22 protein-coding genes are annotated in these 20,824 nt (G+C 38.2%); 11 read left to right on the top strand and 11 right to left on the bottom strand.

What is annotated here, in order from left to right; all coding sequences use genetic code 11:
• Window positions 1-81: 81 nt before the first annotated feature.
• On the bottom strand, window positions 82-477 hold the full coding sequence (locus LKW28_RS16620) for a cytosolic protein (RefSeq protein WP_229141482.1): 396 nt from the start codon (window positions 475-477) through the stop codon (window positions 82-84).
• A 170-nt stretch (window positions 478-647) separates the two neighbouring features.
• Between LKW28_RS16620 and LKW28_RS16615 the strand changes: the two genes are divergently transcribed.
• The 5 genes from LKW28_RS16615 (at window position 648) to LKW28_RS16595 (ending at window position 5,016) form a co-directional block, all read left to right on the top strand.
• Window positions 648-1,595 (top strand): ABC transporter permease subunit, encoded by a 948-nt coding sequence (locus tag LKW28_RS16615; protein WP_229141481.1) that lies wholly within the window; start codon window positions 648-650, stop codon window positions 1,593-1,595.
• Window positions 1,592-2,473, top strand: coding sequence for an ABC transporter permease subunit (locus tag LKW28_RS16610; RefSeq protein WP_229141479.1), 882 nt, complete (start codon window positions 1,592-1,594; stop codon window positions 2,471-2,473). Before LKW28_RS16615 ends, LKW28_RS16610 begins: the two co-directional genes overlap by 4 nt.
• Before the next feature lie 91 nt (window positions 2,474-2,564).
• Window positions 2,565-3,272: a YwmB family TATA-box binding protein gene (locus LKW28_RS16605; protein ID WP_229141478.1), complete on the top strand. Its 708-nt coding sequence runs from the start codon at window positions 2,565-2,567 to the stop codon at window positions 3,270-3,272.
• Window positions 3,273-3,385: 113 nt separating this feature from the next.
• Window positions 3,386-3,898 carry a YbaK/EbsC family protein gene (locus tag LKW28_RS16600; RefSeq protein WP_229141476.1) on the top strand — a complete coding sequence of 171 codons (513 nt, stop codon included), beginning with the start codon at window positions 3,386-3,388 and terminating at the stop codon, window positions 3,896-3,898.
• A gap of 260 nt (window positions 3,899-4,158) precedes the next feature.
• Window positions 4,159-5,016, top strand: a complete 858-nt coding sequence (locus LKW28_RS16595; protein WP_229141475.1) for a Fic family protein — start codon at window positions 4,159-4,161, stop codon at window positions 5,014-5,016.
• 283 nt (window positions 5,017-5,299) lie between these two features.
• On the opposite strand, the gene LKW28_RS23035 is transcribed toward LKW28_RS16595, so the two are convergent.
• Both LKW28_RS23035 and LKW28_RS23030 read right to left on the bottom strand, forming a co-directional pair.
• On the bottom strand, window positions 5,300-5,677 hold the full coding sequence (locus tag LKW28_RS23035) for an HAD hydrolase family protein (RefSeq protein WP_267498035.1): 378 nt from the start codon (window positions 5,675-5,677) through the stop codon (window positions 5,300-5,302).
• A gap of 49 nt (window positions 5,678-5,726) precedes the next feature.
• A complete protein-coding gene (locus LKW28_RS23030) occupies window positions 5,727-6,128 on the bottom strand; it encodes an HAD-IIB family hydrolase (protein WP_267498034.1) in 402 nt (133 codons plus the stop codon).
• 90 nt (window positions 6,129-6,218) lie between these two features.
• Between LKW28_RS23030 and LKW28_RS16585 the strand changes: the two genes are divergently transcribed.
• The gene (locus tag LKW28_RS16585; RefSeq protein ID WP_229141474.1) at window positions 6,219-7,922 is read left to right on the top strand and encodes a DUF2207 domain-containing protein; all 1,704 of its coding nucleotides are present in this window, start codon (window positions 6,219-6,221) and stop codon (window positions 7,920-7,922) included.
• Window positions 7,923-8,186: 264 nt separating this feature from the next.
• Here LKW28_RS16585 and LKW28_RS16580 read toward each other — a convergent pair whose 3' ends face one another.
• On the bottom strand, window positions 8,187-9,569 hold the full coding sequence (locus tag LKW28_RS16580) for a Glu/Leu/Phe/Val family dehydrogenase (protein WP_229141472.1): 1,383 nt from the start codon (window positions 9,567-9,569) through the stop codon (window positions 8,187-8,189).
• A gap of 190 nt (window positions 9,570-9,759) precedes the next feature.
• Between LKW28_RS16580 and LKW28_RS16575 the strand changes: the two genes are divergently transcribed.
• Window positions 9,760-10,710, top strand: coding sequence for an ATP-grasp domain-containing protein (locus LKW28_RS16575; RefSeq protein ID WP_229141471.1), 951 nt, complete (start codon window positions 9,760-9,762; stop codon window positions 10,708-10,710).
• A 162-nt stretch (window positions 10,711-10,872) separates the two neighbouring features.
• Here the strand turns inward: LKW28_RS16575 and LKW28_RS16570 are convergent, their stop codons facing one another.
• From LKW28_RS16570 to LKW28_RS16560, 3 genes are all read right to left on the bottom strand, one after another.
• On the bottom strand, window positions 10,873-12,051 hold the full coding sequence (locus LKW28_RS16570; protein WP_229141470.1) for an MFS transporter: 1,179 nt from the start codon (window positions 12,049-12,051) through the stop codon (window positions 10,873-10,875).
• A gap of 140 nt (window positions 12,052-12,191) precedes the next feature.
• Window positions 12,192-13,340 (bottom strand): coiled-coil domain-containing protein, encoded by a 1,149-nt coding sequence (locus LKW28_RS16565; protein ID WP_229141468.1) that lies wholly within the window; start codon window positions 13,338-13,340, stop codon window positions 12,192-12,194.
• A gap of 560 nt (window positions 13,341-13,900) precedes the next feature.
• Window positions 13,901-14,377 carry a DinB family protein gene (locus LKW28_RS16560; RefSeq protein WP_229141466.1) on the bottom strand — a complete coding sequence of 159 codons (477 nt, stop codon included), beginning with the start codon at window positions 14,375-14,377 and terminating at the stop codon, window positions 13,901-13,903.
• Window positions 14,378-14,533: 156 nt separating this feature from the next.
• Here LKW28_RS16560 and LKW28_RS16555 point away from each other — a divergent pair, with 156 nt between their 5' ends.
• The 3 genes from LKW28_RS16555 (at window position 14,534) to LKW28_RS16545 (ending at window position 17,242) form a co-directional block, all read left to right on the top strand.
• Entirely contained in the window at window positions 14,534-15,178 is a 645-nt protein-coding gene (locus tag LKW28_RS16555; protein WP_229141465.1) for a LytTR family DNA-binding domain-containing protein, read from the top strand.
• Between the two features lie 150 nt (window positions 15,179-15,328).
• On the top strand, window positions 15,329-16,840 hold the full coding sequence (locus LKW28_RS16550) for an acetyl-CoA hydrolase/transferase family protein (protein WP_229141464.1): 1,512 nt from the start codon (window positions 15,329-15,331) through the stop codon (window positions 16,838-16,840).
• 123 nt (window positions 16,841-16,963) lie between these two features.
• A complete protein-coding gene (locus tag LKW28_RS16545) occupies window positions 16,964-17,242 on the top strand; it encodes a hypothetical protein (RefSeq protein ID WP_229141463.1) in 279 nt (92 codons plus the stop codon).
• Window positions 17,243-17,270: 28 nt separating this feature from the next.
• Here the strand turns inward: LKW28_RS16545 and LKW28_RS16540 are convergent, their stop codons facing one another.
• A complete protein-coding gene (locus LKW28_RS16540) occupies window positions 17,271-17,726 on the bottom strand; it encodes a DUF2269 family protein (RefSeq protein ID WP_229141462.1) in 456 nt (151 codons plus the stop codon).
• 183 nt (window positions 17,727-17,909) lie between these two features.
• Here LKW28_RS16540 and LKW28_RS16535 point away from each other — a divergent pair, with 183 nt between their 5' ends.
• Entirely contained in the window at window positions 17,910-18,335 is a 426-nt protein-coding gene (locus tag LKW28_RS16535; protein WP_229141461.1) for a YbaN family protein, read from the top strand.
• A gap of 43 nt (window positions 18,336-18,378) precedes the next feature.
• Here LKW28_RS16535 and LKW28_RS16530 read toward each other — a convergent pair whose 3' ends face one another.
• The 3 genes from LKW28_RS16530 to LKW28_RS16520 form a co-directional block, all read right to left on the bottom strand.
• Entirely contained in the window at window positions 18,379-18,723 is a 345-nt protein-coding gene (locus tag LKW28_RS16530; protein WP_229141460.1) for an ASCH domain-containing protein, read from the bottom strand.
• 88 nt (window positions 18,724-18,811) lie between these two features.
• Window positions 18,812-19,708: an ABC transporter permease gene (locus LKW28_RS16525; RefSeq protein ID WP_229141459.1), complete on the bottom strand. Its 897-nt coding sequence runs from the start codon at window positions 19,706-19,708 to the stop codon at window positions 18,812-18,814.
• 15 nt (window positions 19,709-19,723) lie between these two features.
• A complete protein-coding gene (locus LKW28_RS16520) occupies window positions 19,724-20,641 on the bottom strand; it encodes an ABC transporter permease subunit (RefSeq protein ID WP_229141458.1) in 918 nt (305 codons plus the stop codon).
• Window positions 20,642-20,824: the final 183 nt, after the last annotated feature.

The raw sequence follows: 20,824 nt of genomic DNA, 5'->3' as shown, positions 1-20,824 counted from the left end.
TTTTACTTATATCTCCATTTTTTCATAAATATCTCTTTTTGAAAAGGAAAAAAGGACCACATGTGAAAGTGGTCCTTAACGTTACTCAGTTTGTTTAGCGTCTTCAACAATATGGTATAGCAGGTGGGCAAGATGATGGATTGGCCCATATTCTTGCTCTTCGTCTTCCGATTCCTCATCTGAGAACTCAAGATCATTCATGTACAATGCCATAAATTCATAAAAATCCTTAAGCTCAAATGAGAAACAGTATGTAGGCTCTTCACTTTCCTCTTCATATTGAAGGGCAAGATAATGTAAATTTCCTTCAGCGTCTGCGCCATCGAAAAAGACAAAAAAACCAATATTCGTGTCAAGCTCAAATAGGTGTCGTGTTCCACCTTCTGTTACTCGATTAAAATCATCTTCTTCCAGAATATCGACTTTCATTGCTTCAACCGCATCTTCTTTGTGAAACGAAACTGTAATTGATTTCAAAGAATACACCTCCTTGTTATCTTCTTTAGAATGTACAGGAAAATGGAAACGAAATCAAATGGGTTTAGATTGGAAGTTAGAAAAACTATTTCGATATAGTTGTTAAACTATTCGTAATTTAGTAGACTTTATTTATATTTCTAATTTTTGTAAACGGACTGGAGAGCCTTATGAACACTTCATTATTAAGAGTAGTTTGTAAACAACTAGCATTATGGTGCATCACGACAATTTTGCTATTGATTATTATTTTTATTCCGCGTGATGTCATATATGAAACTAGTAAATATGGAGATATACAAAAAATTGTATATGACTATAGTGTGGAACAACATGTTAGTAACATAAAAGAGTTTTTAGTATTTCTTCAGGAAAACGATGGTTTAGGAGTATATTCTGATGGGGATTCAGTTGAGTCACATGTGTTAAAAACCTCTGGAAGAAGTCTATTGCTTGTTATCCCAGCTATTTTGATCGGTTTCTTTCTGGGAATCACAAAAGGGGTTTTTGATTATTTTACAAAGAATAAAAGGGTCGGAGTGGGAAGTGGCATTACTTGGTTTATGTTATCCGTACCAGATCTCTTTTTTATGATTGGAATCCAGCTTCTGCTCATGTTTTTATATGAAATTGGATTATTCCCGCATATTGATTTGTACGGGCATGAAAAGCTAGAAAATGTGATCGTATGTGTTCTATTTTTGGCGATGTATCCCTTATTTCTGATTGCCAATATAACTTTTACAAGTCTTATTGAAGAGGAAACAAAGGATTATATTAGAACGGCCAAGTCAAAAGGAGTTTCACGCAAAAAGACGATTATGTTACATATGTTGAAGAATGCCTTACAAAAAATCAATGTAAATAGCAATACGATGACATTATATATATTATCGAATTTATTTATTGTGGAATTCCTAGCGAATTATCGTGGAGCAGCATTTTATTTTTACAAGGCAATCGCATCTCCAAGCAGTTTCGTTGAAGGAACTAATTTTCATATGAATACAAATAGTGCAGTGGGGTTTGTGCTCGCATTTACACTCATTATCCTGTTTTCGAATCTATTCTTTCTATTATTAAGTCATTTGGTATCACCGAAAGGAAAACAAGCATGAAGAATCCATCACTTATAATTGGAACATTGATTTTTAGTCTTATTGTATTAATGGCCATTTTTGGCCCATATCTTCCTTTTATTGATGAGGAATTAACGGAGCATTTATATCTAAAACTTGAAGATGGGACAATGGTAACACCACCGTTTCCACCCTCAGAGGAATTCCTATTGGGAAGTGACCGACAAGGCGTTGATTTATTAAGCAGGCTCGTGATTGGTACGAAAGAAACACTTCTTATTATCTTTAGTGTAGTGGTTATTCGACTGCTAATTGGGGCTTTTTTAGGTATAGGAGCTTTTTATTCACGGTTTCTTAAAGTCATTTTGAAGGTTTGGCATCAAGTATTTTCATATATTCCGTCTATTTTCCTGCTTGTAATGATTGTGGGGATTCCCTTCTTTTTGTACTCACCCCATCGACCTTATTGGTTTATTCTGGTATTAGCATTAATCGAGGTTGGCAGAGTAGGGGATGTCCTAAATAAATATGTGAGTGAGATAGCAGCAAAGCCTTATTATGAAGCGGGTATTGTTGTCGGCGGCACTCCGTATAGTCTAGCGCGTCGCTATTTATATCCAAATATGAGGTCACAAGTGATTACCCTTTTGGCAAATGAGTTAGGGCGAACCTTGTTTCTAATTGCCCAGCTTGGAATTGTTAAAATTTTTATCAGTGTAGCATTTGAAAATGATGCGTCCGGTTCAAATTATATCGTCAACTCCTCGGATTCCTGGCCAGTGGTACTCTCTACAATTCTAAACGACATGTGGGGTGTGAAAATCATACCATTCAGTGCGATTTTCTTAATTTCGATAACAGTTCTATCGTTCTATTTAATTGGAAATGGGCTTGTGAAGAAAATCAATAAGAAATGAAATGGCAGGCATCCGTCATTTACAAGAATGATAGTTTTGAGGTATAGATAAGAAAAACCTTGGCTATCCTTGTTAAAGAGGTGAGGGACGGATGAAGATGACAATTGCATTAATCTTATCGGCTGGAATACTAGCGGGATTTTTTTCGAATAATGAAGCCACCAAAGGTAATGATCTTGAAGATATAAGACTGCTTGCTGATAAAAATGATGTTGAAATTGCAACATGGATGGCTTTATCCCGAGGCAAGGTTGGACAAGCAAATGATGTGAAGGATATGAAAAATCAAATTGAACAATTCATGGGTAATCATGATGCATATAGCTGGAAAAATGTTTTGGAAGAAGAAAATAGCCATTATGTATGGCAAGGCCAAAAAGAGAATGAACATGGAATTAAAGAGTCGATTAAGCTAAAGGCATATAAATCTGGTGATAAGTACGAAATCGCAATTACTAATGAAGCGGAAGGCACAAAGCTTACCGCAGATCAGATAAATTGGGTAAGTGAAACCTTCGAGGATAGTAAGACCTTTTATTCCATTTCAGGTGTAATGCTTTCTAAGAAAAACCAACTAAGTGAGGTTGCAGCAAAAATCATTGGAGACGCACAAGCGGAAGCGGTAGAGCAGCTTCACGAAGATAAATTTGTTTCGGTTTCTGCTTACTCGAAAACTTTTGAATCAGAGTTAATGACCGCAAAGCAGGAAAAAATTAATCTTCAGGTAGGCCTTAGAGTTAATATGGAGAATGAAATTGATGTGACGATTGGAACACCGATTATTACAACAGAATACTAGAAGTGGGTGGCTTGGAGAAAAAATCCAAGCCACTTTTAAATAGAGCACATTTTTTGATTTTTGGAAATTTTATGCTAAATTAATAGAATAAACTTCGAGAGAGGATGAACAAAATGTCACTTGAGAGTGTAAAAGAGCATTTTAAAAAATGGAATCGTGAACAGGATGTAATGGAGTTTGATACAGTGAGTGCAACGGTGGATCAAGCCGCCGAGACGATCGGTGTTGCTCCTGAACGTATCGCAAAGCCACTTTCCTTTCGAGGAGAAGGAGAAACAGCGATTTTAGTAGTAGCTGCGGGCGATGCAAAAATTGATAATAAAAAGTTCCGACATACCTTTGGATTTAAGGCAAGAATGCTATCTGCTGAAGAAGTGGTCGAGCAAACCGGACATGTGATTGGCGGTGTGTGCCCGTTTGGACTGGCAAACAATCTTGATGTCTATTTGGATGAGTCTATGAAACGTTTTGCAACCGTGTTTCCAGCTTGTGGCAGCATTAATTCGGCAATCGAATTAACCTGTGACGAACTATTTCAATATTCCGAAGCGAAGGAATGGGTCGACGTATGCAAAGGCTGGCAAACCGAAGAAGCTACTGAAAAAGTTGCAGTACATAACGAATAAATGGGTCGGAGGGACAGGTCTGTAGCATTACCTCATTTTAACAGAAATGGTATATTAGGAAAATAGAGAGTTGAAACCTATAAAGCTAAAAGGTATATGACGAAAAATAGCGTACCAATCATTTGGTATGCTATTTTTAATAAATTTGGTATTCTTTTATATGCTTAAACCGGGTTTATCACAATACAAATTATTTATTGGTAATGATAAAATTAAAATACTATATGAAGGATACACAAAGACAAGGAAACACCCCTGTAATGGTTGCTATACGTGAAGCATTAGTAAACTTACTAATACATCAAGACTATTTTGAGAGACAGATAGCACAAATAAGACATTTAAAAAATTCTATCTCCTTCATAAATCCGGGAACATCTCAAATAAGGGAAGTAGATGAACTCTATTCAGGGGATTTGACATCTCCAAGAAACCCAATAATCGCAAAGGCATTTCGCCTTATAGGTTGGGCTGAAGTTGCAGGAACAGGTTTGTTAAAAATACTACGAAGTTGGAAAGACATGGGCTTTGGTTTACCCAAAATTGATAATGACTTTAAAAGATACCAGTTTTCAATTTCCTTATTACAACAACATTTAATAAATGAAAACGATAAAGTATGGTTATCAAATTTTAATGAAATAAGTGATCAAGAAAAGCTAATACTAGTTGCGGCAAAAAAGTATGGAAGCATAACCAATAGTCAAATCCGTTTACTTTTTGGAATTAATGACACGTTGGCTGTAAGTCAAATGCTTTCAAGATTATGCGGTACATATCTTGTAAAGATTGGTACGAAGGGACCTTCGGTTCGCTATGAATTAAATGATGATTTAAAGTTAGATCATAAAGAAAGCGAATTCTATATAATTGATGCTATTGATTCTTTGGAAATTCCTCAAAAACAAAAAGGTGTTCTTGCTTTTTGTATTCTTAAAAAATCTATAAGTGATATTTTGGAGCATTTAGGACTTAAAGATAGGGAAAATTTAAGTCATAATTATCTGAAACCCTTGATTAAATTAGGATATCTCAAAATGACATATCCTGAAAACCCAACTCATCCAAAACAAGCTTATTTTACAGATGAAGTTCTCCTTATAGAGCAGACAAAATAACAGATTTTTATTTTGTTTTTTGTAGATACTTATGATAAAGACTGTATCGGTAAGCTAAAAGATACAGTATCCGGCAAGTAAGATTGGAGCTTGTCTCAAGACCCGGTAAGTATGAAAAGATTGGCTCCTTGTAGTTTTGATGATTAAAATAACGTATCCAGTTGAGCTTACCGGTAATCCAGTAAGCTCATTTCACCCCAGGCTTATTTGTATGGTTGTTCTATGTAATTTTATTTACTTGGCTTCAATAATTTTTAGCTTAAATTGAAGGTTACTCACAATATTATTCCACCAATCCAATCGATTTTAATCCGTTGTATACTCCGGAGTTCTCAACATCTGTTGTTTTATATTTCGCATAGGAAAATAAATCTGGATTTGCGTTCCCCATTGCAAAGCCTGAACCAACTGCTGACAGCATTTCTTTATCATTCATGCCATCCCCAAATGCAACTGCTTGCTCAGGCGAGAGATGGAGCGCAGCTAACACTGCTTTAACAGCAACCCCTTTGTTGAACTTTTCGCGTATGACATCGCGACAGTTTTTCATGCCTTCCACATTTACAGAAGATAGATGAATTTCCTTGATATGTTCAAATTTCTCCTCTGCATGTTCTTTGGTCGTGAGAATGGTCGAACCCAAGATTGCTTCATTCTTCATGTCATCATACAGTGCGTTCTTTTTTAGATGAAAAGTCTTGATGAAATCTTTAACTATTTCGGATTNGATGAAAAGTCTTGATGAAATCTTTAACTATTTCGGATTCCATGTTATTAAATATATTTTTATTTCTAGAGTACAGGACAATATCAAAATTATTTTCTTGAATTGTCTTTAATAGGTTTTCAACTAATCTAGGTGGAAGAGGTTCGTTAAAAAGAGTTTCCCCATGGTGCACAGCAAATGCCCCATTATAAGCAATATAGGATGTTATCGAAAGCTCGTCACCAATATCCGTAATTTCATGAAGCGGTCTTCCAGTTGCAAGAAACACCTCGATTCCTTTTTCCTTAAGCTGGGCAACTGCGTTTTTTGTTGAATCCTCAATCGTATCATCTGGTCGTAAAATCGTTCCATCTATATCAAGGAAGACAATTTTTATTTCAGGCATTTGTTTTCTCCTTTTTGAATTAGTATACCACCTTAGTTTGAAACCTGTTTGCATGTTTATTCGTATAGTAAGTATGAAGGAGGGACGGATATGCGCGTAAAATTGAGTGGACTTATTTTTGTAATAGTGTTTTTGTTTATTTTTCCTATGCAGGGATTTGCAGTTGATTATTGGATCAATGATGTAAAAATGGATGCGTACCTGCAGGATGATGGTATTGTTAAAGTAACGGAAACCCATACATATGAATTTGACGGTGAGTTTAACGGGATCACCCGGACTGTAATTCCGAAAAAGGGGAGTTCGATAAAAGACTTTTCTGCAACTGAAAATGGTAAGGAATTACGGGTGGAAAAGGAAGAAGATTTCTATAAAATCCATCGTAAGGGGAAGGACGAGACCATTACTGTTACCCTCGCGTACACGATTCAAAATGGAGTCGAAATCTTTGAGGATGTCGCTCAATTTTATTGGCCATTTTTTGATAATAGAAATGAATCAACTTATGAAAATCTAGTCATTACCGTTCATCCGCCACAGCCTACGAGTGATGTGGTTGCGTTTGGATATGACGAGGCCTTTCAAAAAGAAACGGTTCAATCCGATGGATCCGTCATTTTTCATATTGGAGAGGTTCCAAATGAAACAAATGGCGATATCCGCGTCGCATATGATGTTGGACTTTTCTCAGGTGCAAACTATGTCACAGCCGACAAGCCAATGAAAGAGGAAATATTAAGTGATAAAAATGAACTGTTGATAAAAGCACAGGAAAGAGCAGAAACGAAAAAAGTTTTATCCAAGGTAGCAATGATTCTAGTCCCGATATTTTCGTTAATTGTTTTGATTATGATTGTCCGAAATCGAATGGAAGGCAGAGCAAAACTTAATGCAGTAAAACAGGAAATGATAAATCCCGGTGCACTTCCAAAGCAAGTGTTGAGTTTACCGGCAACCATTTTCTATACGAATAGTAACTTTATTCAGCAAGGTCCAGGGATGGCAGCTGCATTATTGGATTTAGTGAGGATGAAAATGGTGAAGCATGTTGCTGAGGAAAGATTTGAGCTGGTGAATCAGGACTTAGCGTTACCACATGAGAAGATTTTAATAGAGTGGTTATTTGAAAAAATCGGCCATAATGGCGAATTTAGCCTTTCGGATTTAAAAACGTATTCAATAAAGAAAAACTCAGACAAGTACACGGGCTTCCAAATGAAATGGGGAGAGGCTGTCCGTAACGAGGTAAAAGAACAACAATTCTATGAGGATAAGACCAAATTCAAATTGATTCTAGGGTTTTTAGGCATTGTGCTAGTTCCATTCTTATTCTTGTTCCCGATGTATGAGTTATTTGCATGGTTTGTATTAACATTGATTTTGTTTGGCGGAATCATTGTATACTTGATTGCCTACCGTCCAAAGAATAGCGAAGGACTAAGAATTTTCCATGAATGGTTGATGTTTAAAGAGAGTTATAAAGCATTGTCACCTGACGAGTGGAAAAAATGGTCAGAGGATGACCAGATGCGCGCCTACATTTACGGACTTGGTTCGGGTGACAAAGGGATGATGAAGCAGAACGAGGATCTGGTATTCGCTTTTAACAAGCCTTATTACTACGAAAGCGCTGGATTTTACCCGTATTCCGTATATTCTTTTGGATATGTCGGACCAAACGCTTCTGCTCAATTTGAATCCGCAAACGAATCGATCGGAACCGGCAGTAGCACTAGCAGTAGCAGCAGCGGTGGAGGAACCGGTGGCGGCGGAGGCGGATCAGGAGCTTTTTAGTGGTCGAGTAGGTGTGAGTAAACGTCTGAAGAACTTTTAGCGAGGAATATTACATGGGAATGTCCTTCATAAATTGAATGAAGTACCTTTAGCAAGAATAGTAGCATCGGAAAGTCCTTCATAAGAGGTATGAAGTACCTTTAACAAGCATAGAAGGTTTGGAAAGTCCTTCATAAACGGGATGAAGGACGTTTAGCCAGAACAGCAGGTTCGAATCATCCCTCATAAAAAAAGCGGCAGCTGGAGCTGTCGCTTTATCTATTCTTAATACAATTTCCCTTGTCGATGCAAGACAGTGGATAGTCTCATCACAGAATGAATATAACAATTTTGTCTTATGGTGAAGGAGTCACCGAAGAATGCAGGTAAAATCGCGTCGAGAGTTCCTTTCATTTTTTTGAACAACTGAATAAATACCTCTTCCTCGGTATAAAATTGAGTTTCGCGACCTTGTAGCCACTCCAAGTAAGACACGATAACCCCACCGGCATTTGCAAGAATGTCAGGTATAATGAGGACACCTTTTTGACTTAAGAAATCGTCCGCATCACTGGTGATAGGGGCATTCGCACCCTCTACGATAATGGGTGCTGTAACTTTTTCCATATTGTCTGTACGAATCTGATCCTCTAAAGCAGCCAAGATAAGAACATCCACGTCGAGATAAAGAATCGCTTCTCTGTCCAGAATTTCTGCCTTAACCCCTGCGATCGCCAGCTCCTCATCTGATATAGGAAGATCCCCTTTATTACCTTTTACGAACTTTACAAGGGATGGAATATTTAAACCATCCTCATTAAATAATGTAACATTCCGGTCGCTTACCGCTACAACCTTATTTTGCAGATGAGAACACTGATATGCTTCTAGAGCGGCAACCGAACCAACATTACCAAAGCCCTGAACAGCAAGTTTTATTGGCTTGTTTTCAAATTCAGCAACTGTTTTTGCAAAAGGATTACCGGATTTAGTGAGAAAACTTTTTTGATTCTGAAGAAAATCGTGAAATAGATAACGGAAGGCAAAATAAACACCTTTTCCAGTCGCTTCACGTCTTCCTAATGAACCGCCGTTGATGACACTTTTTCCTGTAAAACTACCACGATATGGAGTACCAGGTCGGATACTTTTGTATTCGGCCATCATCCAATCCATCTCACGCTCGCCTGACCCAACATCAGGTGCAGGAATATCTTTATCAGGACCGAGGCTGTCTGCAAAATAACGAACATATTTTTTACAAATCGAATGAAGCTCTTTTTCAGATAATGTTCGAGGATTGACAACAAGCCCGCCTTTACCGCCGCCAAACGGGACATCATGAAGCGCATTTTTTAACGTCATCAATGATGCGAGATTAATTACTTCATCTTCATTAACGGTTTCGTGGAAACGAACCCCGCCCTTATAAGGACCTAGTGCATTATTATGCTGTACGCGGTAGGCTGGAATTCGAACCACCTGACCATTTTCTAACGGGATTCTTAAAAAAGACTTATGTACATGATTCGGAGTCGAAAGTATTGAGGCTAATGAGGTAAAGGCTTGCTCCCGGGTTTCCCCAGTCAATTCTGGAATAAATGTGTCATCCTTCAATAAGGCATCTAATGATTTCTGAACGATTTGCTTTGTTTTATTCAATTCCATTCCTCCTTATGTTTGAAAGCGTTCTACTTAAATTGTAACATGTGGACAAGTTCTATGTCCCATCATAAGTTTACATAGGGCTGAGCCAATGTAGCTGTTCCGCTTACCTAAAGGTTTTTTTGTTTGCACTTCTTTATGTTTTTAAATATGATTATACATATCAGATTAATTAGGGTATAGGAGGCATACGATGTCTAAAAAAATATATATAATCCATGAAAACGATGAGTGGACTGACCATTTAAGAAAACGCTTAGATGAGCTGGAGCTACCATATGAGGCTTGGCATCTTGATAAGGGAATTATCGATTTAACGTCAAATCCACCCGAGGGTTTGTTCTACAACCGAATGAGCGCTTCTTCACACACAAGGGATCACCGTTTTGCTCCCGAGTTGACAGGCGGAATATTAGATTGGCTGGAGTTCCATAATCGTATCGTATTTAATGGTAGTAATGCTTTGCGTTTGGAACTAAGTAAAATAAAACAGTACACAGCGCTCGAGGCAAATGGGATTCGTACTCCGAAAACGATCGGTGCAGTTGGGCGCGAGCAAATTATAGAGGCGGCTGAAAAACTAGGGAAAACACCTTTTATCACAAAACATAATCGGGCAGGGAAAGGCCTTGGTGTTCAATTATTTCAATCTGTGGAATCATTGAAAGCATACGTGAATAGTCCAGCATTTGAAGAGCCTGTTGACGGGATTACGCTAATTCAAGAGTACATTCAATCACCAGAATCCTATATTACTAGAGCTGAATTTGTTGGCGGTAAATATGTCTATTCTGTTCGAGTTGATACTTCAGATGGGTTTGAACTATGCCCAGCAGATGCTTGCCAGATTGGAGACCTCTTTTGTCCAGTTGGAGAAGAGGTAGAAGTCCGTCCTAAATTCGAAATCATAGAAGATGTTGACCCAGAATTAATAGCAAGGTATGAGGCATTTTTAAAAGCAGTAAAAATTGATGTGGCAGGTATCGAATTTGTGAAGAATGCGGCTGGTGAGGTATTCACCTATGACGTGAACACAAACACAAACTACAATTCCGATGCAGAAGCAAAAGCAGGCAAATACGGAATGCTCGAGTTGGCAAAATTTCTCGGAGAAGCTTTGAAAAGTGTAGATGTAGCACCCTAAACCCAGGAGCAACTAATTATCAAAGCTCAAAAAGCGCCATGATCTTTGACGACGGCTTCAAGACCTATATTCTGTTGACCTGAGGAGGGCTCCGGAACGTCTGCAAGCATGTTTAATAGTGGAAACCAATAGTTGATAAAAAAGAGGGGGTGTCCTCAAAAGTCATTTTTCAACGACTTTTCGGACAGCCCCTTTTGTTTTCGCAATATAGGCTTTAAAAAGAATAAACGCAATAGCTGACAGGACTATACCTGAGATATAAGGTAATCCCATTGAGATCGTGTAAAGCAAACCACCTAACACAGGTCCAAGAATTCTTCCAAGTGAATCGAAGGAAGAGAGTAAACCTGTGACACTTCCATGTCCAGTTTTGGAACGCTTTGTTAATAAAGCAGAAACAGCGGGTCGAATAACGCCATTCCCTACTCCGAAAACCGTCAAGAAAATCGCAGCGGTAAGGAAATCCTTCGTAAATAAAATAAGGAAGAAACCTAAGGCAGATACGAAAATCCCGATTTGGATGACAAAGCCTTCACCAAAGCGTTTGGTCAATCTTCCAACTAGCCCACCTTGAACAATTGCTCCAGCAAGTCCCATAATCATAAAAATATAACCGAGTTCAGTTGTTCCAAGCCCTGCTTTTTCAGCGGCAAAGTAGGCAAAGGTGGCCTCAAGTCCTGATAGGGATAACGTGATAAATAGAGAAAGGAAAAACAGAACGGATTCCGGACCATTCAGTGCTTTTAAAAGGCCAGATCTTTTTCTTTCTGTTTGGTGTCGGTTCTCTTTTGGCAATGATTCTTTAAGGACTACCATTACAAGGAAAAAGGTAAGTAAGGATAAGCTTCCTGCAATGTAAAAAGGCATTTGTAAATCGGTTTTTGAAAAAATACCACCAATCGCTGGTCCAAAAACAAAGCCCAGCCCAATCGAAGCACCAATGACTCCCATACCTTTTCCGCGGTCTTCCTCAGACGTAATATCAGCAGCATATGCCATAACGGTAGGCATATTTGCGGCTGAAAGGAAGCCCCCAATAATTCTGGCAGCAAAAAGCATCCATAAGTTTGTTGATAAGGCCATTAAGAAGAATGAAACAGCAAGGCCAAATATACCAATCATCATAACAGGCTTACGTCCAATCCGATCGGAAATTCTTCCCCACATCGGTGCAAATAAAAATTGCATGAGTGAATAGACAGCCATGAGTAGACCCAATTCAGTTGGTGAAGCACCAAGGTCTTCTGCATAAAAGGGGATAACAGGAATAATGATTCCAAACCCGACATACACCAAAAACATAACGGCAAATAAAATAGGTAAAGCTTTTTTTGTATACAAAATGTGTCACTCCAGTATGATAGCTTCCCTCCTATAATAAATTAAATGAAAACAATTTGCGAGTAATCTTGCAAAAGCAACATTAAATTGCCATAAAAAAAGCATCTTCTTTATGAAGATGCTTTTCGAATACTTGTCTATTACATAATACGTCTTACGTGTCCGGTAAATACGCCACTCCAGTAACTGCTATTCATATCAGCAATTCCGACGCCAGTTGAACTTTGAGAACCGATAAATTTACCGCCGCCAATGTAAATACCAACATGGCCATCTGTTTTATACGTATTAAAGAATACTAAGTCACCAGGTTTCATATCACTAACTGATACAGCTGTACCTTGAGATCTTAAAGCACTTGTGCTAGACCCTACATTTACGCCAGCTTGTGCAAATGCCCAGTGTACGAAGCCGGAACAGTCGAATAGACCATTCGCAATATCAGAAGCGCTTCTTCCGCCCCCGAATTTATATGCAGAACGTCCGATGTATTTATATCCTGCATTAATGACTGTACTGATTGAACCCGTAGCCTTTGGAGTAGACGTTGGGATGGATGCAGCAACAGAAGCAGTTGATGCAGATGTAGAAGTAGATGTAGCAGCAGCTGTTGTATTGCTAACAACAGGTGTAGCTGCAAGCATACTAGCACGAACCTCTTCAATATCTGCTAAAGTCTTTTGTTCTTTTGATTTAAGTGCAGCTTTTACTGCATCGTTTTGAGCTTTTTGTTCTTGGATTTGACCTTGCATAGCTACTAATTCTTCTTTTTTAGCTTGTAAAGCAGTCAAAGTCTCTTGAATGGTATCTTGTTTTTCTTTTACTAGATTGATAGCTTTTGCTTGATCATCAATTAATTTTTGGTCGGCTTCCATAATAGTAGAAACTGCACTTACTCTGTTAATAAAATCAGAAAAGCTTTGCGCACCAAAAATAACATCTATGTAGCTAATTGTTCCGCCAGATTCCTGCATCATGCGGGCACGCTCTTTAAGAATTTCATTACGAGCTTCGATTTCCTTTTCAAGCTTATCAATCTCTGCTTGAAGAGTTTGTACTTGCTCTTCAGATTTCTTGATATCTGATTCTGTTTGAGTGATCAGTTTATGGTTTTCTTCAATCGCTTGATCAACTTTTGCAATTTGTGCGTTTAACTCTTTTAAAGCATTTTGAGTTTCTGAAAGATCACTTTGAAGTAAGTTCAATGTATTAGCACTAGTTTGTATTACATATGGAGAAAAGGCACTTAGCATTAAAGTGGCACTTAAGGTTATGAGTGTCTTTTTCAAAATAATTCCTACTTTCTTACTAATCTACTTAGTCTGTTCTGTAGTTTTTACTTTCTCATATTATCATATATTTCTATGAATTTCTCCATTTGTCGCGAAATTGTTACATTTTGTTATAATTGTAATGTTTTAAAACCCAATAGAATCAAGGGTAGTCATGAATGGACCTCATTTTTAATGTCGAAATATATTTGTAACAAAAGAAAAATGAATGATAGAATGTGGTAATATTTTCCTACCAAAGTAGGATAGGAGGACTATTTAAAAGAAAAAGCAGATAATGAAGAAATGGGCAATTCAAACAAACGCTTGATTGAATTGATAAACCCTTGTGGGCCAAGGGTTGGGATTTAAACAAACGTTTGATTGAAATCAGCTCCACTGCAATAAATTTTGTAAGCAAAAATTCAAACAAACGCTTGATTGAAAATCGAAACCCATGTGCGCCAAGGGATAGACCGCTAAACAAACGTTTGATTGAAAAATATTATGTCAACTAAATAGAGGTTTTAAGCAATAAAAAGGAGCCAACTAAATATTGGCTCCCTTTGACCGTATGATTATGCGCCCCATTCTTCTTTGGAAGGACCGTAAACACCTGGTACCTTCAACCCGGCTTGGCGCATTAAGATTGTCATTTGTCCACGGTGGTGGATTTGGTGAGTGTTCAGCATTCCAAGCAATACTGCAGCAGGCATTTGCTGACCAAACACCTCTTTGATTTCTTTCAATGTTCCATCATTCCATTGTGCTTTGATAGCTGTCACTAAGTTCTCGTTTGTTGAACGATAGCTATCTGCCATTTCCTTTGCGCTTGCAGGTACCGCTTCACCACTAGCTCCTTCAAACTCTAGTCCAGCCTGTGAAAGAAATAGATGGACAGAAGTCACAACATGCCACGTAAGCTCACCTAATGTACGATGACCAGGTGCAACCGCTTGTGATAATGATTCATCTGTTAAGGCGTCTAGGATTTTTTGAGTAGCACCGCCTTCATAATTCCAGTCTTGCAAAAATTCCTCAAGTGTATGGTACATATGTATTCCTCCTAAAAATGTGGTTACTGCCATTATACTTCATGCACAACAAAATGCCTTTTTAAACGCTCTGTATAAGAAGTTAATGTTTTATCACAACATTACCTGTAAAATAGAATCGGATACTAGATTTTATATTACAAAGGATGTTGACGTGTGAAGGATATAACAATTAGCTCACTCTTAGATGTGATTGGGGAATTGTTCTCCGATGAAATTTCAATTGCGGTCTCCAATACAAAAGAATACATCTATTATCGGCCTAGTAAACGAATTGATTTAAAAATAAAACCTGGTGATGAGATAAAAGAGGGAACCATTGCATATAAAGCGATTACCTCTAAACAGAAGGCTTCCGAATTTATCAATCGGGATGTTTTTGGCATTCCTTATCATGGAATGGCGGTACCTTTTTTTCATGGTAATGAGCTGGAGGGGTGTGTAACGGCGATCTATCCTGCATTAACGGATGGAAAGTCAGTTGTAACTGTGAAATCTCCAGATGGATGGGTTCCGATTCCTTTTTCAGATTGTCTGTATCTAGAGGCGAAGGATAAGAAAACTCACGTATATACAAAAGGATTCTCTGGAACACATAAATACTCGTTACAGGAATTTGAATATACATTGCCAAAGGATTCTTTTATCCGCTGCCACCGCTCGTTTATTGTTAATGTCAATCAAATAAAAGAAATTCACCCTGATACTCATTCCACCTTCGTACTGGAAATGAAAAATGGTGCACGGGTCCCAGTCAGCCAAAACTATTCCAGTTATTTTCGAAAACTGTTGGGCTTCTAATTTGCTAGAAAAAGAACTAATCTTCTGCTTTGGAGGTTTGTTCTTCTTTTTTATCTGACTTTATTGTTCTTTGTTCCAGAAATCTCTTACCTTATTGAAATTACAGGTAAAATTATCTTAATATTCAATTTCATAAAGGGGATGGGAGAAATGAATAACAAACTGGATCGTATTAAAGATACCCGTTTGCATAACCGTGTTGTCACACCGGAAGAAGCGGCAGAATGGATTCACGACGGCATGACATTAGGACTTAGCGGGTTTACACGTGCGGGCGATGTGAAAGCGGTTCCATTCGCGCTAGTAAAACGTGCTGAGAACGAACCTTTAAAAGTAAATGTATATACTGGAGCATCATTAGGTTCTGATGTTGATAAATTATTTGCAGAGGCAGGAATTCTGGGTAAGCGCTTACCATTTCAAGCTGATCCAACAATGAGAAAAGGGATTAATGAAGGGGACTTCTTATTTGTAGATCAGCATTTATCACATACATCAGAATTAATTCGTTCCAATGTAATGGAAGTCGATGTTGCAATATTGGAAGCCATTGCGATTAAAGAGGATGGTTTAATCATTCCAACAACTTCAATCGGAAACTCATTAACGTTTGCCCAGCACGCAAAATCAATTATCGTTGAAATCAATCTTGCCCAAACAACAGAGCTTGAAGGAGTACACGATTTATATGCACCGGGCAAGCAAGGGGAAAGGGAGCCGATTCCTTTAACTAATTCAAATGATAGAATTGGTCTGCCTGGAATTAAAGTGGACGTTGAAAAGATCAAAGGAATCGTGTTTACCGACCAAACAGATTCACCGTCAACAATTGTACCACCTGATGAAGAAACAGAAATCATGGCACAGCATCTGTTATCATTTTTAGGGAATGAAGTAGAAGCTGGTCGATTAACTGAGAGACTTGCTCCACTACAATCTGGTATCGGATCCGTAGCGAACGCAGTGCTTCACGGCATGCTTGATTCGGAGTTTACAGATTTAGAGGTTTACTCTGAGGTTCTGCAGGATGCGGTATTTGACTTAATGGATGCCGGGAAAGTAAATTTTGCGTCTTGCTGCTCTATTACTCTATCAGAAGAAAAAATGAAAAAGGTGTTTACAAATTTTGACCAGTATCGTGACCGTTTGATCATGAGACCTCAGGAGATTTCAAATCACCCAGAAATCATTCGCCGTCTCGGACTTATCTCCATTAACACAGCTCTAGAGTTAGATATATACGGAAACGTGAATTCAACACATGTGTCAGGTACAAAAATGATGAATGGAATCGGCGGATCGGGTGACTTTGCTCGAAACGCACGCCTCGCCATTTTCGTTACAAAATCAATTGCTAAAGGCGGAAACATTTCCAGTATCGTTCCATTTGTATCCCATGTGGACCACACCGAGCATGATGTGGATGTCATCGTAACTGAGCAAGGTTATGCAGATCTAAGGGGACTTGCACCTAGAGAACGTGTGGAATTACTAATTGAAAACTGTGCACATCCAATGTACAAGGGGCAGCTTCGTGAATACTTTGAGGAAGCACTAACTAGAGGTGGCCAAACACCGCATGTATTAGAAAAAGCATTCTCATGGCATACAAACTTCGCCCAAACAGGAACAATGCTACAAAGAGAATTAGTGGAAGCGTAATTATTTTGCCGTATAAAGAAGAAATTCTTTATGCGGCGTTTTTATTAGGTAAAAAGTAATATATCCCATCATTTGGAATCATGGTACGATGAACGGAAGGAAAAAATAGGGAAGAGGGTTAATATGAAACAAATCAAGGCATTTGTTGGTTGTTTTTTCATCGCGGTGTCTGCCTTTTTGTATGCCACAAAACACATTACCGCTGCAATCGTATCATCCAACATGAATCGACCGGACGTAAATTACTATGAAGGTGCCTTTAAAATCGTCGGATTCGGCATTAACTTTTGGATCATCGCATCCTTACTTGTCGGCGCGGTTACTTTAATAAGCCTATTCACACAAGGAGCCCCATTTCCATTCAAAAAGAAACAACCAATCAAAGAAAATCCCCACCAATGAATGAATGGGGATTTCGTTGAATAAACTTTTAAAAAGGCTTCAAAATCATTAACGTAATCACAATCAAAAAGATTGTATTCTCAATATGTTCTGCTCTAAAAAGGGCCTTTGCCAAAGGATAGTATTCTGCTGGAATGTCGTCTCCTTGATGTGATTCTAATAATGCTTTTATAGGCTTTGATTTAGGTTTTAGAGCGAATGGCCCCATCGCTAACGAAACAAGAAAAAGCATCAAGCTTGTCACGTACCAGCCCATTTTAAATAAATACGGATGAATTACTCCCATTAAAAGACCGGTCGCAAGCAGAAGGATACCACCAATCATGACAAATATATGAAGTCTATGTCTGAGTGCATACGAATGCCGTAGCTCTGTCATCGTATTAGCAGACATTCCGACTGTTGTTAAAATAAAGCCAGGTCCCAAGCCTAGGATGGCTGAAAAAATATGTATGAAAACAAGACCTTTATAAACGACATCCATTCGAAGGAAACCCCCATTCACAACATATTCCACAATTAATGATAGCACTATAATAAAAAAAATAAGTGATGTACCTCACAATTCCATCTTCATTATCTTACTATTTTGTGACATTGGTTTTCCAGTAAGAGATACGTGGTATAATAATAAAAGATTTTTACGTCATGGAAAGGGGGCAATTTTGTGAAAAGCGTCACGAAATTTTTATATATTGTGTTAGGTTTTCTTTTCTTAGGCCTTGGAGTAATAGGAATTGTGCTGCCGCTCATCCCAACTACGCCCCTATTACTGCTTGCATCCTTCTTCTTTGTAAAGGGATCGGAACGCTTTGATCGCTGGTTTAAAAGCACAAGTTTATATAAAAAGTATTTAGAAGGCTTTGTGAAGCGACGAGAAATGACACTAAGACAAAAGCTAACGATTCTGTTAACAGCAGATGCGATGATTGCAGTCCCATTTATTATTTTAGATAGCATCGCCGTAAAGCTGCTTTTGGTTGCGGTCGTTATTTATAAATACTATTACTTCATCACGAAAATAAAAACCGTGACACCAGAAACACATGCCATTCATAAGCAAGCGCTTGTTGAAAAAACAAGCCATAAATAAACGAAAAACCCTTGTCATATTTAGTGATGACAAGGGTTTTGTATTATTCCTCTATCTTACTAAACTCATGAACCCATACTTTCATTTGAGGAAGCCATGGCATACCCGGATGATAAGAAAGGATCGATTCTTTATATTCATCAACTGTATTAAAGCCTTCCCTTTTTGCGTCTTCATCTGTAAGTTCACCAAGGGATTGCTCGTATACACGGTCAATTTTAAAAGATTGACCTTCCAGTGTCATTATTTCTCCAACATCTGCATATCTTCCATTTCTTCGTGTAGCCGTTTTTTTACCTTCGATAACCTTCTTTATATCGGACTCCATTGTCACAAGACGTTCAACCGAACATGTTTTTTCTGGTAAATTCTGATTTGGTGTAGTCATATATAAGCTCCTTTAAATTGAGTGTTCTAATTTGCGGATCTTCCAACATTTACTTTACACTTTAACAAGAATTTTCATTTGTTACAACTCAGATGGTCTTGCGGTCAAAATACCTTCTCAAGCCTTCCCCTAAAATGGTAAAAGTAAACATCGTAAAGGAGATGGCAACACATGTCCAAAACGGGATCCAAATCGAACTAATCATGTCTTTTCTAGCTTGCCCCAGTAAAGTTGGCCAGTTAAAGCTTGTGTTAATCATTTCACCGGAACCATAATTCAACTGAACAAATATCTGTGAAAGAAACACGCCAAAAATCCCTAATTGTGCAATTAAAAGACAGGTTCTTCCGATATCAATGAAGAAATTCACCATGATTGCAGGATATGTATTCGGTAAAATATTACCTAATGCAAGTCGTAGTGGGGAAATACCAACTGTGATTCCCGCCTCAATATAAGGCTTCCTCACAATTCGCTGGGTTTCCTCGCGAATCACATGGCTTACCTTTCCAACCTCAATTAATGCTAAAAGTAAAATCGACCACCATAACCGATTTTCGTTCATAACAAGAGCGGGTATGGCTAACAGAAGAAGTGCCGAAAAAATGATTGGAATACTTGAAAAGACATTGTTCCAAGTAGTCACAATCCAGGAAAATGGATTATTTTTTCTAGTAGCAAGTAACCCGAACGGGATTGCAATCAAATAGCGAAGGACAACAATTCCTAAAATGATTTTCAGGGTGTCCTTTGCGCCGACAACTAAAACGCTCAATAGGTCTCTTCCTTCATGGTCTGACCCAAAGGGAGCTTGCTGAACGGGGGTAAATGGTGCCTTTAGCAAATCCTTACCGCCGTCAATGAAACGAATTCTCTCTCCTTCAATTCCCTCCTTTACATATGGTAATTGCGGTCCTGCAAAAGTCACGAGAAGCAGGATTCCCAACATAATAAAGCCTGTGATTAAAAACCAATTTCGATTCAACTTAAAAACACCCCCTTATTTCGGATCCAATCTCATTTTAATGACTTGACTTATAATATGAGCCACCATCACGAGCAATAGAAAGCTTATACAAATCCCAATGATTAAACCGCGTTCATCTGCCCCGCCACTAGGAGGGATAAAATTTGTATAGCCAATTGCCGTAAATAGTCGATAGGCTGCCCCTTGGTAACCTAGTAAATATTCGACAACTAGTAAGTTTGAAAGAACAAACACCATAATAGATTGAAGGTGGCTTGAAACTGTGATCAAGCATGACCTCATCATATGGTTGAGCAGAACTTTATTTTTCGTAAAGCCTTTAGCGAAGGCTACCTGTATGTATGGTTCGCGGTCCTGGGTAAGCAGGGAAACCGATGTGATCCTAGCAACATATAACATCGGTGCAATCGATACAAGAATACTAGGTGCAATAAATTTCCACCAGGCTTCCGTGCCCATGATGCTAAAATCAGGAACATATAATAGTAGAAAGTAGCTTAAACAGATAATGATAAAAAAGTCGGGTACCCCTGAAAGAAACCAGGTAGCGCCACTTCCGAACAAACTTTTTTTCGTATTTGTAAACCGGTAATCAATGATGCCCTTTACAACTCCAAAGACGACGCTAAGAATATATCCTATCAAGATAATCTTGAGACTTCGTGGGAAAAACTTTACGATTTCATCCTCAGCAGTGAGAGTGGCAAATTTAGTACCTCCAAGACTTTTATTCTCATATGTATTTTTTATAAAGGTAACGACATTGGTTGTATACTCTTTCAAATTAAAATGATAGGAATACTCAACTGTCATTGCCTTACCCGCATAATCAATACTAGCTTCGCGAGGGAATAGGACAAATAAAATCACACATAAAAATACACATAAATAAATGGCTACTATTTTTCCGAACTCCTTCACAACACCCACAATAAAACCACCTTTTTGAAAATACCTATTATTTTAAATATATACAAAATTGAGGTGTGTGTCACCACTATTTGTCGAATGGTTTAGTTCTATTGTTCTAGCTTTGTTTCATAAAATGTAGGGAGAAAGGGGCAGGTGGGGCAAATCGACAATTCTATATTTCTTTTAGACTATCAATGTGAT

The sequence above is a fragment of the Bacillus sp. REN16 genome, from assembly GCF_020731355.1.
Classification (GTDB): domain Bacteria; phylum Bacillota; class Bacilli; order Bacillales; family Bacillaceae_L; genus Ferdinandcohnia.
Note: the sequence above shows the minus strand (reverse complement) of the source record. Positions and strands in the feature narration are given on the sequence as shown.

Bases quoted from the DNA above. Each gene is read 5' to 3' on its own strand.
- LKW28_RS16540 (WP_229141462.1), bottom strand. From the start codon at position 17,726: ATGGATGTCGTTTATAAAGGTCTTGTTTTCATACATATTTTTTCAGCC.
- LKW28_RS16610 (WP_229141479.1), top strand. From the start codon at position 1,592: ATGAAGAATCCATCACTTATAATTGGAACATTGATTTTTAGTCTTATT.
- LKW28_RS23035 (WP_267498035.1), bottom strand. From the start codon at position 5,677: ATGAAGAATGAAGCAATCTTGGGTTCGACCATTCTCACGACCAAAGAA.
- LKW28_RS16545 (WP_229141463.1), top strand. From the start codon at position 16,964: ATGAAACAAATCAAGGCATTTGTTGGTTGTTTTTTCATCGCGGTGTCT.
- LKW28_RS16530 (WP_229141460.1), bottom strand. From the start codon at position 18,723: ATGACTACACCAAATCAGAATTTACCAGAAAAAACATGTTCGGTTGAA.
- LKW28_RS16580 (WP_229141472.1), bottom strand. From the start codon at position 9,569: ATGGAATTGAATAAAACAAAGCAAATCGTTCAGAAATCATTAGATGCC.
- LKW28_RS16595 (WP_229141475.1), top strand. From the start codon at position 4,159: ATGGTTGCTATACGTGAAGCATTAGTAAACTTACTAATACATCAAGAC.
- LKW28_RS16605 (WP_229141478.1), top strand. From the start codon at position 2,565: ATGAAGATGACAATTGCATTAATCTTATCGGCTGGAATACTAGCGGGA.
- LKW28_RS16575 (WP_229141471.1), top strand. From the start codon at position 9,760: ATGTCTAAAAAAATATATATAATCCATGAAAACGATGAGTGGACTGAC.
- LKW28_RS16615 (WP_229141481.1), top strand. From the start codon at position 648: ATGAACACTTCATTATTAAGAGTAGTTTGTAAACAACTAGCATTATGG.
- LKW28_RS16600 (WP_229141476.1), top strand. From the start codon at position 3,386: ATGTCACTTGAGAGTGTAAAAGAGCATTTTAAAAAATGGAATCGTGAA.
- LKW28_RS16560 (WP_229141466.1), bottom strand. From the start codon at position 14,377: ATGTACCATACACTTGAGGAATTTTTGCAAGACTGGAATTATGAAGGC.
- LKW28_RS16585 (WP_229141474.1), top strand. From the start codon at position 6,219: ATGCGCGTAAAATTGAGTGGACTTATTTTTGTAATAGTGTTTTTGTTT.
- LKW28_RS16550 (WP_229141464.1), top strand. From the start codon at position 15,329: ATGAATAACAAACTGGATCGTATTAAAGATACCCGTTTGCATAACCGT.